The organism is Hymenobacter crusticola, assembly GCF_002154225.1.
Classification (GTDB): domain Bacteria; phylum Bacteroidota; class Bacteroidia; order Cytophagales; family Hymenobacteraceae; genus Hymenobacter; species Hymenobacter crusticola.
In genome coordinates, this window is sequence record NZ_MTSE01000001.1 from 318,138 (window position 1) to 335,713 (window position 17,576).

Genomic DNA, 17,576 nt, shown 5'->3' on the forward strand with positions numbered 1-17,576 from the left:
TTGCTTTTTGTTTACAATTGAGTTGACTAGATCGGCACATTTACGTGGCGCTCGGCGTGGTAGCTGCTGCGCACCAGTGGCCCTGACTCTACGTACTTGAGGCCACGGCGCAGTCCTTCCTCACGGTAGTGCGCGAATAGGTCAGGGTGAATAAACTCGGCGACTTCAATGTGGCGCTTCGTGGGTTGCAGGTACTGACCTAGGGTCAGGATGTCAAGGCCATTCTCTACTAGGTCGTCCATGGCTTTGTACACTTCTGCCTTTTGCTCACCTAGCCCTAGCATAATGCCTGACTTGGTGCGCTTGCCAGCTTCTTTCGTGCGCCGGATCTGCTCCAGCGAGCGGTCATACTTGGCTTGTGGCCGCACCAGGCGGTAAAGGCTACCTACGGTTTCCATGTTGTGCGACACCACTTCCTGGCCCCCAGCAATCATGGTATCCAGCGCAGCCCAGTTGGCTTTCACGTCAGGAATGAGCGTCTCGATGGTCGTCGTAGGCGAGAGCTGCTTGGTTTGAACCACTGTTTCGTACCAGACGCTAGCACCCCGGTCCTTAAGCTCATCGCGGTTTACGGAGGTAAGCACGGCGTGCTTCACGCCCATCAGCTGAATGGCTTCGGCCACGCGGCGTGGCTCATCTAGGTCATATTCGTTGGGGCGGCCGGTTGCTACCGCGCAAAACGAGCAGGAGCGCGTGCAAACGTTGCCCAGGATCATGAACGTAGCGGTACCCGCACCCCAACACTCGCCCATGTTCGGGCAATTGCCGCTCTCGCAGATGGTGTGCAGCTTGTGCTCGTCCACCAACCGGCGAACTTTAGCGTATTCGGGGCCCACGGGCAGCTTTACACGCAGCCAATCAGGCTTGCGCGGCTTAGCAGGCGCGGCGGGCTGGGGTTGTATGATCGGCAGGGTCAGCAACAATTCATCCATGCTGCAAAGGTAAGGTCAAATGACAGTTATGTGGGCTACTAAGCAGCCGTCTGACGTGATTAGACAGACTGCTAAGCTAAAGGTACAACCCCTAGCCCATAAACAAGTTCAAAATCAAATAGCTGGCCGCCTGCGTGAGCAAGCTTGCCGGCTATTCGGTGGTAGCAAGACTTAGATGTTGCTTGCTTCTTAGCTCCGGTGCCCTAGATAAATGGTTAGGTATACGGATGGATAAAATTGCTCATTTAGTGCCTTGGTGCTGCTAGCCGATTGTACGCTCAAGATGGTCAGCTTCTTTGTGTACGCTTCGACCAAAAAACCTGCTTCAATACCGGCTACCGCATCGCGGTAACGGCCATACTCAAAGCTGAGGGCGCCACGTAAGTGCGCTCCGATGTTAGGCTTGGTTTCGCTGATGCCTGCAAACAATGGGGCTCGGTCGATAATGCGGCCGGCCTCGGTATTGACATTTGGATCGTACTGCTGATTTACGATTGTTTGCTGTGTATTTGGCCTTGGCTGACCATTAGGCTGCTTTTCCGTCAGATCGTAGGAGATGTAGTACGGCATGAGCAGCCCAATAGAAGGGCCGGCACCTAGCAAAGCATTTATCTGCACCCCCGATTCGGGTGCTTTGCGGAAAATTACCCGCTGCACGCCATACGTAGGTCGAATGACGAATAAGTAGTTGCTTTTGCCCAGTACAAAGGTACCGCCTGTGTTGATGTTGGTTACGCGCTGCTCTTTGGGGTGCTTCACCTCAACGGCTTCAATTCCCCAAAAGCGCGACCAATCTTGCGACAACGTTTTGGTCGAGCGCACCGAGGCGCCCCCGATGAGCCCACCCCGCGTATTGAAGTTGATGCCATAAATGAACTCCTTGCGATAAGAAGGTTCATCAGTAGCACTTACATTCTGGCTTGCCTTCTGGCTTTGCGCGCGAGCAGCGGGCGTCAAAGCTAGCGTGGCAAGTACAAAACAGCCGAGTACAGGTAGATTACGCACGGATGGCGGAAGCGCTGGAAATGAAACAATAGAGGCCGAGAACTGTCGCTGGGCAGCAGACTTACCGAAAGTACGTAAATTTACACGCATTGTCTTACCTTCTTTGTTGATATATGAGCACCGCCACCGCCCGCTATTCCGGCCAACTACGAACCGAAGCCACGCACACCGCTTCCGGCAATTGCATCGTCACCGACGCACCTGTTGACAACCACGGCCGGGGCGAAGCTTTTTCCCCTACCGATCTTGTCAGTGCGGCGCTTGGTTCGTGCATGATGACCATTATGGGCATCGTGGCGGAGCGAAGCCAAATCAACCTAGCCGGCACTACCTTTAACGTAACAAAACACATGGTGGCTGACCCGCGGCGGATTGGACAAATTGATGTGCATTTCCAGTTGCCTGCTGCTTTGTCGCCAAAGGAGCGTACCATCCTCGAAAATGCAGCGCGTACCTGTCCGGTTGCCCTGAGTTTGAACCCGGAAATTCGGCAAGAGGTTCAGTTCAACTACAGTCTGTAGCGAAGCAGAGCTAGGTGCTTGCTTGGTGGTGCATATTACTTAATCGGTCAGACGCACATTTTATTGTTGACGTCTAGCGTTCAGCTAGTAAAGTCTTATCCGACAAGCTAACAATCCGCTACCAAGCTAGCACCTAGCTATTCATGCTACGCGCTGATGCTGCTCTTTACGTCGCTCAGGCGAATACCCATATGCGAGGCATCGTAGCGGCACTCGCCATCCTGAATAAGCAGCAGTTGGGGAGACTCGTGGCGCACGCCAAACTGCTCGGCAACTTGGGTGGAAATAGGCCGGTAGCGTAGCAAATCTAAATAGTAGATTTTGGCATTTTCCAGGCCTGCGTCGTTCCATTGGCGCTCTAACTTGCTCTTGGCAGCTGCGCTGATTGAGCAGGAGGTACTATGCTTGAAAATGAGAACAGGCTGCTCGTGCGATTCGCGGACGATATCGGTGAGTTGTTCAGCTTGCGTAAGCGGTTGCCAGGGAGCCATGGGTTGGGTGATTTAATGGGTTATTCCTTTTTCTTCTTGCGAGGACGCAGACCGGGAGCAATTGGTTCGCTCACACGTGCCGTGCCCGTCTTGTCGAATTTATAACTGTCGCGGCCATCGTGGGGTTGTCCCGCTTGTCCACCTTCGCCGCGGCGCAAGTCGGTACGGCTCACAGCTAGGTGCGAATCTTTATAGGCTGCCGGGGCCGGATACTGCCGCGATTCGCGCAAAGAGCGCCGGTTGGCGGCGCGTAGCTTCGCCGGACTCGTTTCCTTAATCTGGGCCGCAGCCGACCGCGCATAGCCCGCAGCAAACATGAAGAAGACGAGTACTACAATCCGATACATAAGCAGCTAGATAAGAAGTGCTTGAGAATAAATCCCGGCTCCCTAAAGCGTGAAAAGAAACGTCGCTCAGAGCTGGTTGACATGAGCTTTCGAGCTAGGTACTTTTACGTAAAATATGGGCGCGCAGCCAAGCTAATTAGAAGGGTAGGATAATACCTAAGAACTTGCGCTGCCCTACTTTGCGCTTCACCCGTCGCCGCTCGTACTTAGGCTTTTTGAGGAGCCCGTTTTTGTCGTAGCTATTGCGCTGCGGTTTGGGTGCCGCGGCGGTGGTCGAGCCATCAGCAGCTTCGGTCGCGTCGGCTTCCTTCCCCTTCGCTGCTTTCACCTTCGCCTGTGGCGGCCCGGTAGGGCTAGGAATTCGGTAAGAGTGGCAAGCCGTGGTTAGCAAGCAGCTCAGCGCCAACAACCACACGGCTGGCCGCGCGCTACGTAAAAAGCAGGTAATCATAGGGCCTAGAGGAGTAACTTCGTTAGAGTGACTGAGTGGCTTCGCACGAAGTAACCGAGTATTTGGTCACGTATCTGGTTCGGGTTGTTACTCAGGTACTCAATCACCAAAACCCGTGCCTTAACCAACAAGCTAATACGCCAGTAACTTTTCAATTCGCTCACGCAGACGCTGTTGTGGCAGGAAGGCTTTTTCCAGCGCCGGCGCAAAAGGAACGGCGGTATCAAGGGAAGCCACGCGTTGCACCGGCCCATCGAGGTACTCAAAGCAGTGCTCTGCAATCCAAGCCGAAATTTCGCCCCCGATGCCACCTGTGAGCGTGTCTTCGTGCAGGAGCAGTACCCGGCCGGTTTTCATTACGGTTTGGCGCACCGCATCTTCGTCCCAGGGTAGTAGCGTACGAAGGTCCAGAATGTCGCAATCAAGGCTTAGCTCCTCAGCGAGTTGCGTGGCCCAGTGCACACCTAGCCCGTAGGTAATAATGCTCAGGTTGTCGCCTTCGCGCACGAGCCTAGCTTTGCCAATAGGCGTGGTGTAATAGCCATCCGGGACAGGGCCCGTTATGGAGCGATAGAGCAGCTTATGCTCGAAATACAGCACCGGATTGGGGTCTTCAATGGCGGCATTGAGTAAGCCTTTCGCGTCTTCGGGGCTGCTGGGGTACACCACTTTTAGGCCTGGCGTGTGCACAAACCACGCTTCATTGCTCTGGGAGTGGAAGGGCCCAGCAGCCGTGCCGGCCCCTGTGGGCATACGCACAACGACATCGGCGTTTTGGCCCCAGCGGTAGTGACTCTTTGCCAGATTGTTCACGATCTGGTTGAAACCGCAGGTTACGAAGTCAGCAAACTGCATTTCCACCATCGACTTTTTCTGGCGAATGCTCAGGCCTAGGCTAGCCCCCAAAATAGCCGATTCGCACAGGGGCGTATTGCGTACTCGTGCCTTGCCAAACTGCGCTACAAACCCTTCCGTGACTTTAAATACTCCGCCGTACTCGGCAATATCCTGGCCCATGAGCACCAACTCAGGATAACGTTCCATGCTCTGGCGGAGGGCATCGGCGATGGCATCTACGTAGCGTTTATCGGAGCTGGGTGCGTCGTCGGCAGGCGTTTGCGCAGGTGCTTCGAAGGGCTGATACATGTCGGCTAGCTCAACAGCGTCGTCGGCGGTGGGTGCCGGCAGCGCATCAGCGGCTTGCAGGGCCTCGTCTATTTCCTGTTTGATCTGCTCGCGGGTGCGATGCCGGCCGGTTTCGCTTACTAGCCCTTCGGCCAGCAACCACTGCTCGTAGTTGGTTACGGGGTCTTTGGCCGCCCATTCGGTTAGTAAGTCTTGTGGCACGTACTTGGTGCCACTCGCCTCTTCGTGCCCACGCATCCGGAACGTAATAGCTTCGACCAACACCGGACGCGGCTTCTGACGCATGTCCTGGGCGAGCTGTTGAATGGCACCATACACTTCCAGGATGTTGTTGCCATCTACCTGCACCGCTTCCATTCCGTAGGCGGGTCCTTTGTCGATAAAGGAGCGGCAGCGAAACTGCTCATTGCTGGGCGTCGAGAGCCCGTAGCCGTTGTTCTCGACAAGGAAAATAACAGGCAGTTGCCACACGGCAGCTACGTTCAACGCCTCGTGAAAATCGCCTTCCGAAGCGCCGCCGTCGCCACTATACACTAACGTCACGCGCTTTTGCTGATCCAGCATATCCGCCAAAGCAATGCCATCGGCCACGGCGAGCTGTGGACCTAGGTGCGAGATCATACCGACAATATGGTGCTCATTGCTGCCGAAGTGAAAGCTCCGGTCACGACCCTTGGTGAAGCCATCGAGCTTTCCTTGCCACTGCGCGAAGAGACGCGTAAGAGGCACCTGCCGGGCCGTGAACACCCCTAGGTTGCGGTGCAAGGGCAAAATGTACTCATCTGGGTTGAGGGCTAATGTGCTGCCCACGGCAATGGCCTCCTGCCCCACCCCCGAAAACCACTTGCTCACTTTGCCTTGGCGGAGCAGAATGAGCATCTTTTCTTCGATCAGGCGCGGCCTGAGCAGGGCGCGATACAGGGTCAAAAGTTGTTCGTTGGAGTACTCTTTGCGGTCGAACTGCATACGTAGGCGAAGGATAAGGCTAGCAACCTCAAAAGTACGGGTTTAGAAAGGAAGGAAAATTGCTAGCACGGCTTTGGGCTATTCATTAATGCACTTGTAGCTGCGAATGGCGCCTTTATCGTCTATGATTCGACTTAGTATCGCTCTTTCCACCTCTTTTCTTCTCTGCTACTATTTATGCCTAAGCAGCTGATACGCTAGGGGTTCTAGTCACGTAGGCTACGACCTCCAATATAAGTAGCGGCGACGCTGCTACTTATATTGGAGGTCGTAGCCTAGATGCATATCTGATGGCGCGTACCGTTCTGCTCGGCGTCCGTGCTACTTTGTAAGGGCCCTCGTTGGCAGCTTGCACACATCTTCCGTACTTGCCGAATTAGTGGCCGAAACTATCAACGTAGGCGGCTGGTTACCTCTGTAATATTCCCCGAAACACCCTCTTACCCCGCGCATGATTCATTTCGAAGAATTCACCCTAGCCAACGGCTTGCGCTGCATCGTCCATGAGGACCATACCACGCCGATGGCAGTGCTCAACATTCTCTATAACGTTGGTTCGCGCGACGAGGACCCGCAACACACTGGCTTCGCGCATTTGTTTGAACACCTGATGTTTTCGGGTTCCGTCAACATTCCCAACTACGACGAACCTTTGCAGCGCGTAGGCGGCGAAAACAACGCCTTTACCTCGCCCGATATTACTAATTACTACCTCACTGTGCCGGCTGCCAACATCGAAACGGGCTTTTGGCTCGAATCAGACCGGATGCTGAACCTAGCTTTTTCGGAGCAGGGCCTAGAGGTGCAGCGTAAGGTGGTCGTGGAAGAGTTTAAGCAGAACTACCTCAACCAGCCCTACGGCGACGTATGGCTGAAGCTACGCCCCCTAGCCTACCAAGTGCACCCATATAACTGGGCTACCATCGGCAAGGAAGTAAGCCATATTGAAAATGCCGTGATGGACGACGTGCGCGCATTCTTTGCCAAGCACTATTCGCCCGCCAATGCCATTTTGGTGGTAGCAGGTGCTGTACCGGTGTCCGAAGTGAAACGCTTGGCGGAGAAGTGGTTCGAACCGATTCCGAGCGGTACGCGCTACGACCGCAACTTGCCCCTGGAACCGCGCCAAACGGAAGCCCGCCACCTCGATGTATCGGCTGACGTACCAGTAACCGCCTTCTATAAAGTGTATCATATGCCCGGCCGCGCCGACGCAGCATACTATCCCGTCGACTTGCTCGGCGACATACTTGGCCGGGGCAAATCGTCGCGCTTGTACCAGCGGTTGGTAAAAGAAAAGCCGCTGTTCAACAATGTTTCGGCCTCCTGCACGGGTTCTCTAGAGCCTGGCTTGCTCATCATCAGCGGCAAGCTTAATGCTGGTGTAACGCCGGAAGAAGCAGATGCGGCCGTCGAAGAAATTCTTTCGGAGCTACGTACCGCGGAAGTATCTGCCGAAGAACTAGAAAAGGTGAAGAATCAAGCCGAAGCCAGCATTGTGTTCGGAGAAATCGAGTTGTTGAACCGAGCTATGAACCTAGCTTACAGCAAACTCATGGGCGACGCCAATTTGGTTAATCAAGAAAGCACCCGTGTGCAAGCTGTTACGCCAGCCGCTGTATTGGCTGCTGCGCAAGAAGTGCTGCGTCCTGAGAATAGTAGCACGCTCTACTACCGCGCGCAGCCCAAAAAATCTGTCCCCGAACTAGCAACGCTTGACGCAGAAGCTGAGTAGATAGACAATATTTTATGTTAAAAGAGCCCACTGGTAGCTAACCAGTGGGCTCTTTTAGCGTGAACAGCAGCACGAAATCATTGTGTTTTTCGCGGTGAAGTCGGGTTTTTCGGCTGCGACGACAGCGTAGAACTATTCGTAGTCTTTCTTATTGGCCGGCCTTCATAATCAGTTGTTACCCGTGTGGGTGGTGCTCCACTCATGCTAGGCGCCACCGACTCACCTTGGCTTTCCATTAGCGGTTCCATTTTAGGGTCCTTGCTAGGTGACGGCGTTTTGCCTCCATCGTCGGCTGTGGGCTTGGTAGATGTACGAGCGGGCTGGGCCGAGTAAATTTTCCCGCTAGTGCCTGCCTTTTTGCCGGCGGGTGCATTGGCACGGGCTTGCGCCGAGGCAGGAGTACCGGTCAGCAAGACGGCACTTAGGGTTAGTAACAGAAGGAAGGTCGTTCGTAGCATAGCGGTACAGCCAAGAGTTATTGACTTTCTACGAAGAAATTTCTGCCCCGATCATTTGATACCTAGCTACATTTTATCGGGTGCGGCGCTTCGTTGCTGGTGCAGCCGTAGAGCTTGCTTTAGCAGGCGACTTTTCTGCCGAAAGACTAGTAGCCCCCGCCGTAGCGGGAGCAGCTTTCTTCTTCAGCGGCCGCCCCATATAATCAGTAGTAGGCGGACTAGGCATGTTCAACCGCAAGCCAGGAGCTAGCTTCAAATTGTCTTCGTTGCGCCGAGCCGAACGATCGTAGCGAGCATAGGCCCCCGAACGAGCTTTGGCTTTTGTATTACGGGTGTGATGATAACCATTAGCCGTACGACGGACCTGCTGGGCTACGGCGGGCGCACCAACCAGTGCGGCGAAAGCGAGAAATAGAAAGGAGAGGCGCATAAACAGAAGCGAAGAGTGGACACCTCCGTTCCTACGATAATAATGCCGACTCTGAACTCGCCTACCAGCTCGTCGAACGCACGGCAGCTACCGGTGCTGCTTTCGCAACCTTGGCTCCTATAGTAGAGTTGTTATGCGACGATTTGCGTAGCGGCCGGCCATTATAGTCGGTGCTAACGCCGCGGTAAGGAGCCGTATTCATGCCTGGGGCAATCATAACGCCGGAGCTATGCATCATGGGGTCGTCGTTGGCCTCAGCAATAGCTAGGTCTTCTGCTGCTACCCGCTTGGGTTTAGGCTGCTGCTTTAGCGGCCGACCCCGGTAGTCCGTTGTCGGGCGCTGGTGCAAACTGAGGCTCATGCCTGGGGCACTGCTCCAACCCGTTGCGTATTGTGGGGCATCAGTCACGACGTCAGACGTAGCCCACGGATCGGAAGTGACAGTGCTAGGTTGGGTAGTAGACTGAGCCTGAACGGGCGCACTAGCAACGCCCAACACTGCGAATAAAAGAAAAGCGGGAAGCAAAAAGCGTGGCATGGCAATCAAATGAGAAAGAGGTGGAGAGGGTAGGAAACACGCCAGTACAAGGCCAATGCAGGCAGGCGACTTTCGCCAGTAACGACCTTGCAGGTACTTGTCGTATTGCATCAATCATACCAAATCATAAAATTCTCCTACTCGACCTTACTTATGTGACTAGCCACAGGCCAACTGATTCTTCATTTGGCAACACAAAGTCCCAAATTCAACCTATGCTGAGGCTAGTATCAGTTGTCAGCAACGATGTACCTTTGTACTATTATGCAGGAGAATATCAATCGGCTACGCGCCGAAATCGAAGCTTACGATCTTACGGCTCCCGAACAACTGGAGCAATTTCGCATTGCCTTCACGGGTCGCAAAGGTCAGCTGGCCGACCTGTTTGACCAGCTCAAGACTGTGCCGCAGGAGCAGCGCCGCGCCGTGGGTCAGGAGCTCAACCAGCTTAAGCAGCTAGCTCTTGAGAAATTTACGCAGCGGCAGCAGGAGCTAGAAGCAGCAGCCCAAAATGCACCCGCCGATGCTACCTTCGATTATACCTTGCCTTCAGCGCCCAATGCCCTAGGTACCCGGCATCCGCTGAACTTAGTGCGCGAGGAGATGGTGCGCATTTTCTCACGCATTGGTTTCAACGTAGCTGAAGGCCCCGAAATCGAAGACGATTGGCACAACTTCACCGCGCTAAACTTCCCCGAAAACCACCCGGCGCGCGATATGCAGGACACGTTCTTCGTGCACCGCGAGCCAGGACAAACCAACGACTGGCTTTTGCGCACGCATACCAGCAACGTGCAGGTGCGCGTCATGGAAAGCCAGAAGCCTCCTATTCGTAGCATCATGCCTGGTCGGGTGTATCGCAACGAAGCTATTTCGGCCCGTGCGCACATGATGTTCCACCAAGTGGAAGGCCTCTTTGTGGATGAAGGCGTGAGCTTTGCTGACCTGAAGCAGACGGTATACTACTTCGTACAAGAGATGTTTGGGCAAGATATTCAAATCCGCTTCCGACCGTCCTTTTTTCCCTTCACCGAACCTAGCGCCGAAATTGATATCACTTGCCTGATCTGCAAGGGCAAAGGCTGTAATATCTGCAAGCAAACCGGCTGGGTTGAGATTGGTGGTTGTGGTATGGTTGACCCCAATGTACTCCAACAGTCCGGTATCGACCCGGAGCAATACTCAGGCTATGCTTGGGGTATGGGCATCGAACGTATTGCCATGCTGAAATATCAGATCAAGGATTTGCGTTTGTTTACAGAGAACGACATGCGCTTCCTCCGGCAATTTGAAGGGGTACAGCTAGGCTAATGGATGCTGGGTGGCAATAGCTTATTCCCTGTTGTCACCCAGCAGACACGGTGATCTTATAAAAAGCAAAACCAGAAATTATGCTCACCACCAGCGGCTTACGCTTCATCAGTGCAGCCACTTTACTTATCGGTGCGTTAGGTGTACTAGCCTGCGGTGGCGACTCTGCCTCGGAGGTACAGCCGCAGGTTCCTATCATTGCTTTTACAACCACCATCAGCTTGCTCGATCAGCAAAATACCGCCTTGCGCTTCGACAATGGCGTGCAATACGTTGACGGTGGTGTCAAAGGCACCAAAGGACTGATTGTAGTTCGGCAAAAAGCAGGCTCTTACCTAGCTTTCGACCGAACCTGTCCGTATCAGCCCACTAGCGCTTGCGCGACGGTGAGCATTGATCCTTCACGCCTATTCTTTCGCGATACTTGCTGTACTTCTCAATTTAGCTTGCAGGGGCAGGTGCAGGGTGGGCCTTCCCGTTATGCGTTGCGCCAATATGCCACTTCTTTGAGCGGTAACTTACTTACTATCAGTAATTAGTTATTTTTCACTAAATAAAATTGCGTTAACCTCTTGCAAAAAGAGAAACAGCATATTAATATTGCACCCGCAACGGCTACTAAAAGCCGCCATAACCGCTTCCTTAGCTCAGCCGGTTAGAGCATCTGACTGTTAATCAGAGGGTCCCTGGTTCGAGCCCAGGAGGGAGCGCCAAAACAAAGAGGCCCGTCAGCAATGACGGGCCTCTTTGTTTTAAAATTAGCTAGATGTAAGCTGATAGTAAATCTATACCTACTCAGCCGTTCTTATCTATTATGGCTGCTACCAGCCACTAGTGCCAGTACCCCAACCGTCCGATTGCTTTTTCTTCGGTGCCACCTTTTTCGCTGGCGCTGGCTTTGCAGGCGCAGGTGCCGACGATTTCAAGCTATTTGCAACGGGCGCTACAGGTTCCGCCGCTGGTGTTGCTTCAGCGGGTGCAGCACCCGCCGATCTGTTAGCCGCCGAACCAGCAGCACTGTTCTGGACAGCAGGAGTAGGCGAGAGCGCCGGTGCCGAAGAGTTTACAGTAGGTCGGCGAAATGGCGCCCCCATCGGACGGCCCCGGTAATCGTAACGCACGCGCATTGCTGGAGCAGCGGTAAAGCCTGGCGCAATGTGCGCCCCTTCTATCCGTGAAGCAGCATCATCAGAAGACTCCTTGCCCGTGGCAGGGGTGGTCCACGACGATGCGGGCGTGGCTGGATTATCGGGTTTAGTGGAAGTAGTAGCAGGATCAGCGGCCTGCGGTGCTGACGAAGCAGGCCGCTGCTGTGCTAGGGCTAGGTGGCTGCTAAGAGCAACTACAACAAACAAGCTCGGAAAGATAAAGCGTGCCATATCAGTAAATGGATTAGTCGTTGACAGAAACTGTTCCTTTTCATACGCAGGCGATACCAAAAAAGTGCTTGCTTTGACCACTCGCAGAAACAAAAACAAGCGTACTGTTAAGCTGATAATCATGCCCTTATGCTGATACAGAAACTTAATAGGCTAGTGCATACCTAGGTAGGTTCGGGGCAAATAGCAGGTGTAGGAGTAGCGCTTTTCGGAAGACGAATGCTCGTCGGCATGGTTAGCCGCCCTAATAGTAGCAAAAGGGTACAGGAAGTTAGGCTGGCTGCTCAACCTTTTCGCCCATTGGTCAGTATCAATCTGAAACGCTGCAAGCCGTTATAACTTCTCTCCCTCTATTTCCCCTACCGACCTGTCATGAAAGATTTTCGTTTTCTCTTCGCTTTTACGCTCATACTCCTCACCTTTTCACTTAGCAGCTGCGAAGCGATTGGTGACATTTTCAAGGCAGGCGCCTGGACGGCTGTCGTTGGTATCTTCTTGGTAGTACTGCTCATCTGGTTTTTAGTACGCAGAATGCGGGGCTAGATCTGTGCTACCCTCTTCAACAGAAAAGGCGCTCAATTATGAGCGCCTTTTCTGTTGAAGAACAGTCAGATGGTTACTGTTTTACAATCTTACGCACGAAACTGCCGCTGCTCGTTTGTAGTTGCATGAGATACACGCCAGCGGGCTGCTGCGTCAGATCAAGTAAGAGACGCTGCGGCCCAACGGGCACTTGTTGATCTAGCGTCACTATGGTCTTACCAATTGCGTTACGAACGGTGCCGCTTACTATTATTGATTCGAGATTAGTATATAGCTCAAACAAGCCGGAGCTTGGGTTTGGCGTTATCAACACATTGTCGGCGAGGCATTGGGCGCAGCCAGCTACCGTTACCACTGGCGAGAAGCTTTCGGTAGCATCTTCATCAACTTGACGCAACCGGTAATAAGCTACACCAGCTAGTGGTTGCTGGTCCGTAAAGGAGTAGGTATGCATGGCCGTACTAGTACCAGCGGCCGCCACTGTTCCGATGGCCTGAAAATCACGCCCATCAGCACTGCGCTCGATGATGAATTTAGCACTATTCTTTTCACTGGCCGTTGTCCAGCGACAAACAACAGCAGTACCTAGGCGCCGTGCCGAGAAAGCAGACAACTCTACAGGCAAAGGCATATCTGGCCGCGACGAAACGCTGAATGGCGAGAAGCTTGTGATACTGTTACGATTTACACGGTAGCTGTTGGCTACCGTACCAGCCGCGATACCACCCAACTCGCTAGGTTTATCGAAGTAGGCGGATGATCTAGTAGCGAGGTAGTGTGATACGTAGGCGCTGTTGCGTGTGAAACCCGTTACTTCGTCTGCGTTGTTCCACTGCAGCCCCATCGTGATGTTAGAGTTGCCCATCACTTCCTCGCTCACAAACCAGGTTTTTTTCACGTTCTGATTGGTGACGGCAGTACCTGTGCCGCTTTCCGTGGCATCATAGCGAGCATACATACCATCGGCCACCCGCACGGAGAATACGTCTTCATTGCGTGCCGTAGTGCTGCTAGGTTGTTGCAGAAAAGCTGGCGTATAGCTAGTAGCAGAGCTACCTACTGGAAACGGTACGTCCATACCATTGTTGGTTACGCTCTGACGAAGTTGCCCCTTACCATTTGTCACCACAAATGCAGCGTTGCTAGCACCTTGAATCTGCCCCCCACGTTGGATAGTCAGATTGCTCTCACCTAATACCATCGTAAGAGCCGCTGTTGGATTGAATATCAAATTCCCGTTTACCAAGGTGCTACCCAGAAGATTTCTAGTACCCGCCCCTGATAGCTGTAGGTTGCCGTAAGCAGCTACTTGTATGTTCATGTTAGCAGGATTGGTATACTCTACCGTACTTGCGTTATCTAGCTGACCTAGACTGAATGTGTAGTTTGGCTGCTGAATAGCCAGCGTTGCATTATTCTCTACATCTATCCGGCCGTTGATATTATCGTTGTCGTGGAGGTACAAACGTGTAGCAACAGTAGCTCCAGGCACTCCGACAACTATTCTTGAATTTGCTCCATCCACGGTCCAGGCGCTTGTGGTGCTAGCGTTATTAGTTCCGTTGATACGGCTAAGACTAGCAGAGTTAGACCCTGATGTATTTCCCTGAACGTAATACACGGCGTTTGGAAGCGAGAAGCTGAATCCAGTCGGCAACGCATCTTTACCATCCGCTGATGAACTCCACGTACTAGTTTTATCTAAGTCGCCGTCAGTTTTTGAGTAGAAGATATTGCTGAAAGCTGCAATAGTGACATCATCAATGGAAAGACCGTTGCCGTTTGTTGTATTGTTCAAAACGTAGCTCCACCGAATCATAATTTCTTGGTTAGGAGCCAAATCAATACTGCTCAGAGTAGCTTGGCGCACTCGGCGATTAGCAGAGGAATTGCCGTCACGGCTCGCAATAACAGTTGCGGTGGAAGGTGCATTCACTCCCAAGTCAGGAATGGAAATCCAGGTGCCTGATGTGTTGAACAAGGTTGTAATTGTACCCCCCACAGCAGACTTTTGATAGGATACATCTACTCGAGCACCATCTACCCGTCCCGAATTGTACCAGTGCTCCATAGCGTATACAATATCTAGCGTACGAATGGTAGTAGTACTACTGTTTTTCAGGCGAATACCGACATGCCCTGTACCATTCGAATAATCGGTAGAAGCAATACCGCCAAAAGCGCGATCAGTGTTTCCAGAGGTCCCAAAGTGATAGTATTGCGCAGCAGTATTAGAGCCATCATTAGCCTGGATAGCAGTAGGATTGAACTGAGCAATGAATGGGTTAGGATTACCAGGGAATTCGGCTTGCGCATAGACCCCTGTCAACGTGGAATTGTTAGCAAACGTAACCGTTCCAGCTAAAGTATTGAAGTTCTGTGTGTAGGGCGCGAAGTTTGTTGCGTTTGACCACGTGTACTGCGCTTGGCTTGGCAGCGCACCAAGGCTTATAAAAGCAACTAGCAGTAGCCAATACCGGTAAAAATTCGTCATAAAGCGGAGAAAAAGGCGAGAAGAAAGGCGCACTTGGGTTGCTGAATAGTTAATTCATCTGCTAAAGCAGACAGCAGCGTGCGCCAACGACTCAAAAATTCGGCCTATAATTAGATATCTATAATATTTATTAATACACCCCTGCTATCATTGCATTTAACTCATGAGTCCAACGCTATATAATCAGCCTAGCTATTTGGGCGGGCAATAAAAAAGGGCCCGAAGGCCCTTTCTAAATTTTTGCTGCTATTACTATTTTTTCTTGTCCGGCATGGTGCCGATGATATGGTCCCACAGAGTGCTCGACACTCCAAAGGCTACCTCATCTTGTCGGTAATGATGTTGGGCATGGTGATGCCACCATACTTTCAAGAAATTTTTCGGCGGTGCGTACACGTGAATGGCGTAGTGCACAAATAGATACAGCGCGTAGCCAAATACAAAGCCAGCCAAAATGCCGAAGCCAGCATTGCCGAAGGTGAAGCGGAAAATGAAGAAGAGTAGCGAGGCCACAAACACCGTCAAGATGGGAGGCATAGCCAGGCGGGTCTTATCTTTCGGAAATTCGTGGTGCACGCCGTGCATGGTGTACTGAAACTTTGCCCGTCCTGGCGAGGAGGCCTCGATATGATACACATACCGGTGCACTAGGTATTCAACTAGCGTAAAGAGAAACCAACCTGCTAAGAACAGCCCGAAAGCGGATAGCCCTGTAAGCAAACCGCGGCTAAGACCATAGTAGAGACTAACAGCCGCTACACTGAAAAAGATGGTGAGCGGACCGGCAATATGCGTGTGGGTTAAACGCTCTAGTACGGGGTTCTTAAACAGTTGAGCGGAGCCTTTCTGCTTGGGCTTAATTGCGCCAGGTGTCGTTGTGGGCGTTGGCTTCACATCGGGCTCAGGAGCGGCGGAGGCAGTATTCATACAGATAAATGGCTGGTATACGGGGCAAAAATACGCAGTAGCGCACAAATCGTGCACCAATGCTTACGCAAATGGCTGGCTCACCCAGTAGTTTGATAGTGCATAATCAACCGCTGAATGCTCTCTACCGAGTAAGTGCCGGTGCAGCGTAAGTGGGCACGGGAGTAGAACCGCTCGCGCGTGGCTAAGGTTTCGCGCAGGCGAGTTTCCAGCGCCTGCGGATCAGGTAGGTTAGCTAAAAGAGGTCGTGCGGCAGCAGCGCGCACCAGGCGACGTACTAGTTCTTCGACAGGCACTTCTAAGTAAAGCGTCAGCCCAGTAGCTAGCAGCAGATCCAGATTTTGGTGAAAGCAGGGCGTTCCCCCACCAGTAGCTAGCACGAGGCGCTCATGTTCAGCCAGCACAGCTTGCAAAGTTGCGGCCTCTCGTTCGCGAAAATACGCCTCACCTTCCTGCTCAAATAGGGTAGCAATGCTACGCCCTTCCCGTCGAACGATTTCCTCATCCAAATCGCAGAAGGGAGTGCCGTAAAAAGTGGCCAAGCCGCGACCTAGGGTAGTTTTACCGGCCCCCGGCATGCCAATGAGGTGAAGACGCATCTGTTGTTTGCAATGAAGAATGAGTGATTAGCCATGAGCGAGCGTCACCTTGATCATCCAGCCGCAGTCTGCTTAGGGACACTATGTGTAACAGCTGGCTTCTTACACGCACGTCAGAGCCAGACTCGGTGGCGCTGGTTGTTAACTTAGCTTCACACGCGGATCTAGCGCGGCGTAGAGCACATCGACCACGATATTGATGAGCACAAACAGGAAAGCAATAAAGATGGTGGCCCCCATCACGATGGGGAAATCTAGGTTTTCTACGGCACGCAAAGTGACGGTACCTAGGCCTTTCCAGTTGAAGATATACTCAATGAAAAAAGCGCCAGCCATAAGCGAAGCGAGCCACCCCGAGACAGCCGTAATAACTGGGTTCAGGGCGTTGCGTAGCGCGTGGCCCACCACCGTATGGTAGCCAGAAAGGCCTTTCGCCCTGGCCGTGCGGATGTAGTCTTGGCTAAGTACATCGAGCATGGAACTGCGAGTGAGCTGCGTGATAACCGCCAGTGGGCGAATACCGAGGGCCACCGCCGGCAGCAGTAGGTTGCGCAGTACCAAATGGGTGCCCGTAAAGGGGTCTGTCTCGTAGAGTTGCCCCGTCAAGTTGAGGCCCGTCCAGCGGCTCCAGTAGAAACCAAACGTCATGGCGATGAGAATGCCCGCCACAAATGACGGTACTGAAATGCCAAGCACGGACACCGTGATGAGCGAGCGGTCGAGCCAGGTGTGAGCTTTCAGAGCAGCTAGTACGCCAAACAGAATACCAAGCACAGCAGCCAGCAACATGGCCGCCAAAGCGAGCCACACCGTGCCCGTAAAGTGGTCGAGCAAGATGCTCAGCACTTCTTTGTTGCTCTGAAAAGAGCGCCGCAGGTAGGGTTTCTTCAACACTAAGGCCTTCTTACCTAGGGGCAGTAGCGTCACGCCACCGTACTTAGCTACTCCCGCCGAATCGCGTGGGTGCACGCCTACGGGCGACACGTCGTTGAGGTAGCTCGCGAGTTGCGCTGGTACGGGCTGGTCCAGACCTAGGTCGGCGGCAATGGCGGCGCGGGTAGCGGGGTCGGAACGCTGGCCAGCTAACAGCGCTACTGGGTCGCCGGGCAATACGGTAAACAGGAAGAAGACTGTCAGCGCGACGCCTAGCAATATCAGGATGCCTTGCCCTAACCGACGAAGAATGAAAGAAATCATGATTTAATGCTTGGTGCCTAGTGCTTCGTTTTTAGAGCTAGCCAGAAGATGCGCAAGCCTATTACCAAACTCAATGCTCACTATCGAGCACTAAACGCTAAGCCCC

General features: G+C 53.0%; 19 protein-coding genes and 1 tRNA gene. 6 read left to right on the forward strand and 14 right to left on the reverse strand.

Annotated elements, in window-relative coordinates:
- Positions 1-26: 26 nt before the first annotated feature.
- Both lipA and BXP70_RS01235 read right to left on the reverse strand, forming a co-directional pair.
- A complete protein-coding gene (lipA, locus tag BXP70_RS01230) occupies positions 27-920 on the reverse strand; it encodes a lipoyl synthase (protein WP_394334973.1) in 894 nt (297 codons plus the stop codon).
- A gap of 201 nt (positions 921-1,121) precedes the next feature.
- Positions 1,122-1,937, reverse strand: coding sequence for a hypothetical protein (locus BXP70_RS01235; protein ID WP_143436327.1), 816 nt, complete (start codon positions 1,935-1,937; stop codon positions 1,122-1,124).
- Positions 1,938-2,050: 113 nt separating this feature from the next.
- Here BXP70_RS01235 and BXP70_RS01240 point away from each other — a divergent pair, with 113 nt between their 5' ends.
- On the forward strand, positions 2,051-2,458 hold the full coding sequence (locus BXP70_RS01240) for an OsmC family protein (RefSeq protein WP_086592189.1): 408 nt from the start codon (positions 2,051-2,053) through the stop codon (positions 2,456-2,458).
- Between the two features lie 146 nt (positions 2,459-2,604).
- Here BXP70_RS01240 and ytxJ read toward each other — a convergent pair whose 3' ends face one another.
- The 4 genes from ytxJ to BXP70_RS01260 form a co-directional block, all read right to left on the reverse strand.
- Positions 2,605-2,949 (reverse strand): bacillithiol system redox-active protein YtxJ, encoded by a 345-nt coding sequence (ytxJ, locus tag BXP70_RS01245; RefSeq protein ID WP_086592190.1) that lies wholly within the window; start codon positions 2,947-2,949, stop codon positions 2,605-2,607.
- 20 nt (positions 2,950-2,969) lie between these two features.
- The gene (locus BXP70_RS01250) at positions 2,970-3,296 is read right to left on the reverse strand and encodes a hypothetical protein (protein ID WP_086592191.1); all 327 of its coding nucleotides are present in this window, start codon (positions 3,294-3,296) and stop codon (positions 2,970-2,972) included.
- Positions 3,297-3,432: 136 nt separating this feature from the next.
- Positions 3,433-3,747 (reverse strand): hypothetical protein, encoded by a 315-nt coding sequence (locus tag BXP70_RS01255; RefSeq protein ID WP_086592192.1) that lies wholly within the window; start codon positions 3,745-3,747, stop codon positions 3,433-3,435.
- A 132-nt stretch (positions 3,748-3,879) separates the two neighbouring features.
- Positions 3,880-5,859, reverse strand: a complete 1,980-nt coding sequence (locus BXP70_RS01260; RefSeq protein ID WP_086592193.1) for an alpha-ketoacid dehydrogenase subunit alpha/beta — start codon at positions 5,857-5,859, stop codon at positions 3,880-3,882.
- A 451-nt stretch (positions 5,860-6,310) separates the two neighbouring features.
- Here BXP70_RS01260 and BXP70_RS01265 point away from each other — a divergent pair, with 451 nt between their 5' ends.
- Positions 6,311-7,594 carry a M16 family metallopeptidase gene (locus BXP70_RS01265; RefSeq protein WP_086592194.1) on the forward strand — a complete coding sequence of 428 codons (1,284 nt, stop codon included), beginning with the start codon at positions 6,311-6,313 and terminating at the stop codon, positions 7,592-7,594.
- Positions 7,595-7,671: 77 nt separating this feature from the next.
- Here BXP70_RS01265 and BXP70_RS29320 read toward each other — a convergent pair whose 3' ends face one another.
- The 3 genes from BXP70_RS29320 to BXP70_RS01275 form a co-directional block, all read right to left on the reverse strand.
- Positions 7,672-8,052, reverse strand: coding sequence for a hypothetical protein (locus tag BXP70_RS29320; protein ID WP_143436328.1), 381 nt, complete (start codon positions 8,050-8,052; stop codon positions 7,672-7,674).
- Positions 8,053-8,125: 73 nt separating this feature from the next.
- The gene (locus tag BXP70_RS01270) at positions 8,126-8,482 is read right to left on the reverse strand and encodes a hypothetical protein (RefSeq protein WP_086592195.1); all 357 of its coding nucleotides are present in this window, start codon (positions 8,480-8,482) and stop codon (positions 8,126-8,128) included.
- Between the two features lie 61 nt (positions 8,483-8,543).
- The gene (locus BXP70_RS01275) at positions 8,544-9,020 is read right to left on the reverse strand and encodes a hypothetical protein (protein WP_143436329.1); all 477 of its coding nucleotides are present in this window, start codon (positions 9,018-9,020) and stop codon (positions 8,544-8,546) included.
- A 264-nt stretch (positions 9,021-9,284) separates the two neighbouring features.
- Between BXP70_RS01275 and pheS the strand changes: the two genes are divergently transcribed.
- The 3 genes from pheS (at position 9,285) to BXP70_RS01290 (ending at position 11,044) form a co-directional block, all read left to right on the forward strand.
- The gene (gene pheS, locus BXP70_RS01280) at positions 9,285-10,331 is read left to right on the forward strand and encodes a phenylalanine--tRNA ligase subunit alpha (protein ID WP_086592574.1); all 1,047 of its coding nucleotides are present in this window, start codon (positions 9,285-9,287) and stop codon (positions 10,329-10,331) included.
- A gap of 80 nt (positions 10,332-10,411) precedes the next feature.
- Positions 10,412-10,870: a Rieske (2Fe-2S) protein gene (locus tag BXP70_RS01285; protein ID WP_086592197.1), complete on the forward strand. Its 459-nt coding sequence runs from the start codon at positions 10,412-10,414 to the stop codon at positions 10,868-10,870.
- Positions 10,871-10,967: 97 nt separating this feature from the next.
- Positions 10,968-11,044: transfer RNA gene (locus tag BXP70_RS01290), tRNA-Asn, on the forward strand.
- 108 nt (positions 11,045-11,152) lie between these two features.
- Here the strand turns inward: BXP70_RS01290 and BXP70_RS29325 are convergent.
- The gene (locus tag BXP70_RS29325; protein ID WP_143436330.1) at positions 11,153-11,710 is read right to left on the reverse strand and encodes a hypothetical protein; all 558 of its coding nucleotides are present in this window, start codon (positions 11,708-11,710) and stop codon (positions 11,153-11,155) included.
- Between the two features lie 372 nt (positions 11,711-12,082).
- Here BXP70_RS29325 and BXP70_RS29810 point away from each other — a divergent pair, with 372 nt between their 5' ends.
- Positions 12,083-12,253 (forward strand): hypothetical protein, encoded by a 171-nt coding sequence (locus BXP70_RS29810; RefSeq protein ID WP_179197539.1) that lies wholly within the window; start codon positions 12,083-12,085, stop codon positions 12,251-12,253.
- Between the two features lie 73 nt (positions 12,254-12,326).
- Here the strand turns inward: BXP70_RS29810 and BXP70_RS01300 are convergent, their stop codons facing one another.
- The 4 genes from BXP70_RS01300 to BXP70_RS01315 form a co-directional block, all read right to left on the reverse strand.
- Positions 12,327-14,747 (reverse strand): T9SS type A sorting domain-containing protein, encoded by a 2,421-nt coding sequence (locus BXP70_RS01300; RefSeq protein WP_086592199.1) that lies wholly within the window; start codon positions 14,745-14,747, stop codon positions 12,327-12,329.
- Between the two features lie 252 nt (positions 14,748-14,999).
- Positions 15,000-15,674, reverse strand: coding sequence for a sterol desaturase family protein (locus tag BXP70_RS01305; protein ID WP_086592200.1), 675 nt, complete (start codon positions 15,672-15,674; stop codon positions 15,000-15,002).
- 80 nt (positions 15,675-15,754) lie between these two features.
- A complete protein-coding gene (locus BXP70_RS01310) occupies positions 15,755-16,273 on the reverse strand; it encodes a shikimate kinase (RefSeq protein ID WP_086592201.1) in 519 nt (172 codons plus the stop codon).
- 141 nt (positions 16,274-16,414) lie between these two features.
- A complete protein-coding gene (locus BXP70_RS01315) occupies positions 16,415-17,470 on the reverse strand; it encodes an ABC transporter permease (protein ID WP_086592202.1) in 1,056 nt (351 codons plus the stop codon).
- Between the last annotated feature and the right edge of the window lie 106 nt (positions 17,471-17,576).

What these genes read in the sequence shown, in the direction of transcription:
- BXP70_RS01240 (WP_086592189.1), top strand. Translation starts at nt 2,051, where the DNA reads ATGAGCACCGCCACCGCCCGCTATTCCGGCCAACTACGAACCGAAGCC.
- ytxJ (WP_086592190.1), bottom strand. Translation starts at nt 2,949, where the DNA reads ATGGCTCCCTGGCAACCGCTTACGCAAGCTGAACAACTCACCGATATC.
- BXP70_RS01250 (WP_086592191.1), bottom strand. Translation starts at nt 3,296, where the DNA reads ATGTATCGGATTGTAGTACTCGTCTTCTTCATGTTTGCTGCGGGCTAT.
- BXP70_RS01255 (WP_086592192.1), bottom strand. Translation starts at nt 3,747, where the DNA reads ATGATTACCTGCTTTTTACGTAGCGCGCGGCCAGCCGTGTGGTTGTTG.
- BXP70_RS01260 (WP_086592193.1), bottom strand. Translation starts at nt 5,859, where the DNA reads ATGCAGTTCGACCGCAAAGAGTACTCCAACGAACAACTTTTGACCCTG.
- BXP70_RS01265 (WP_086592194.1), top strand. Translation starts at nt 6,311, where the DNA reads ATGATTCATTTCGAAGAATTCACCCTAGCCAACGGCTTGCGCTGCATC.
- BXP70_RS29320 (WP_143436328.1), bottom strand. Translation starts at nt 8,052, where the DNA reads ATGCTACGAACGACCTTCCTTCTGTTACTAACCCTAAGTGCCGTCTTG.
- BXP70_RS01270 (WP_086592195.1), bottom strand. Translation starts at nt 8,482, where the DNA reads ATGCGCCTCTCCTTTCTATTTCTCGCTTTCGCCGCACTGGTTGGTGCG.
- BXP70_RS01275 (WP_143436329.1), bottom strand. Translation starts at nt 9,020, where the DNA reads ATGCCACGCTTTTTGCTTCCCGCTTTTCTTTTATTCGCAGTGTTGGGC.
- pheS (WP_086592574.1), top strand. Translation starts at nt 9,285, where the DNA reads ATGCAGGAGAATATCAATCGGCTACGCGCCGAAATCGAAGCTTACGAT.
- BXP70_RS01285 (WP_086592197.1), top strand. Translation starts at nt 10,412, where the DNA reads ATGCTCACCACCAGCGGCTTACGCTTCATCAGTGCAGCCACTTTACTT.
- BXP70_RS29325 (WP_143436330.1), bottom strand. Translation starts at nt 11,710, where the DNA reads ATGGCACGCTTTATCTTTCCGAGCTTGTTTGTTGTAGTTGCTCTTAGC.
- BXP70_RS29810 (WP_179197539.1), top strand. Translation starts at nt 12,083, where the DNA reads ATGAAAGATTTTCGTTTTCTCTTCGCTTTTACGCTCATACTCCTCACC.
- BXP70_RS01300 (WP_086592199.1), bottom strand. Translation starts at nt 14,747, where the DNA reads ATGACGAATTTTTACCGGTATTGGCTACTGCTAGTTGCTTTTATAAGC.
- BXP70_RS01305 (WP_086592200.1), bottom strand. Translation starts at nt 15,674, where the DNA reads ATGAATACTGCCTCCGCCGCTCCTGAGCCCGATGTGAAGCCAACGCCC.
- BXP70_RS01310 (WP_086592201.1), bottom strand. Translation starts at nt 16,273, where the DNA reads ATGCGTCTTCACCTCATTGGCATGCCGGGGGCCGGTAAAACTACCCTA.
- BXP70_RS01315 (WP_086592202.1), bottom strand. Translation starts at nt 17,470, where the DNA reads ATGATTTCTTTCATTCTTCGTCGGTTAGGGCAAGGCATCCTGATATTG.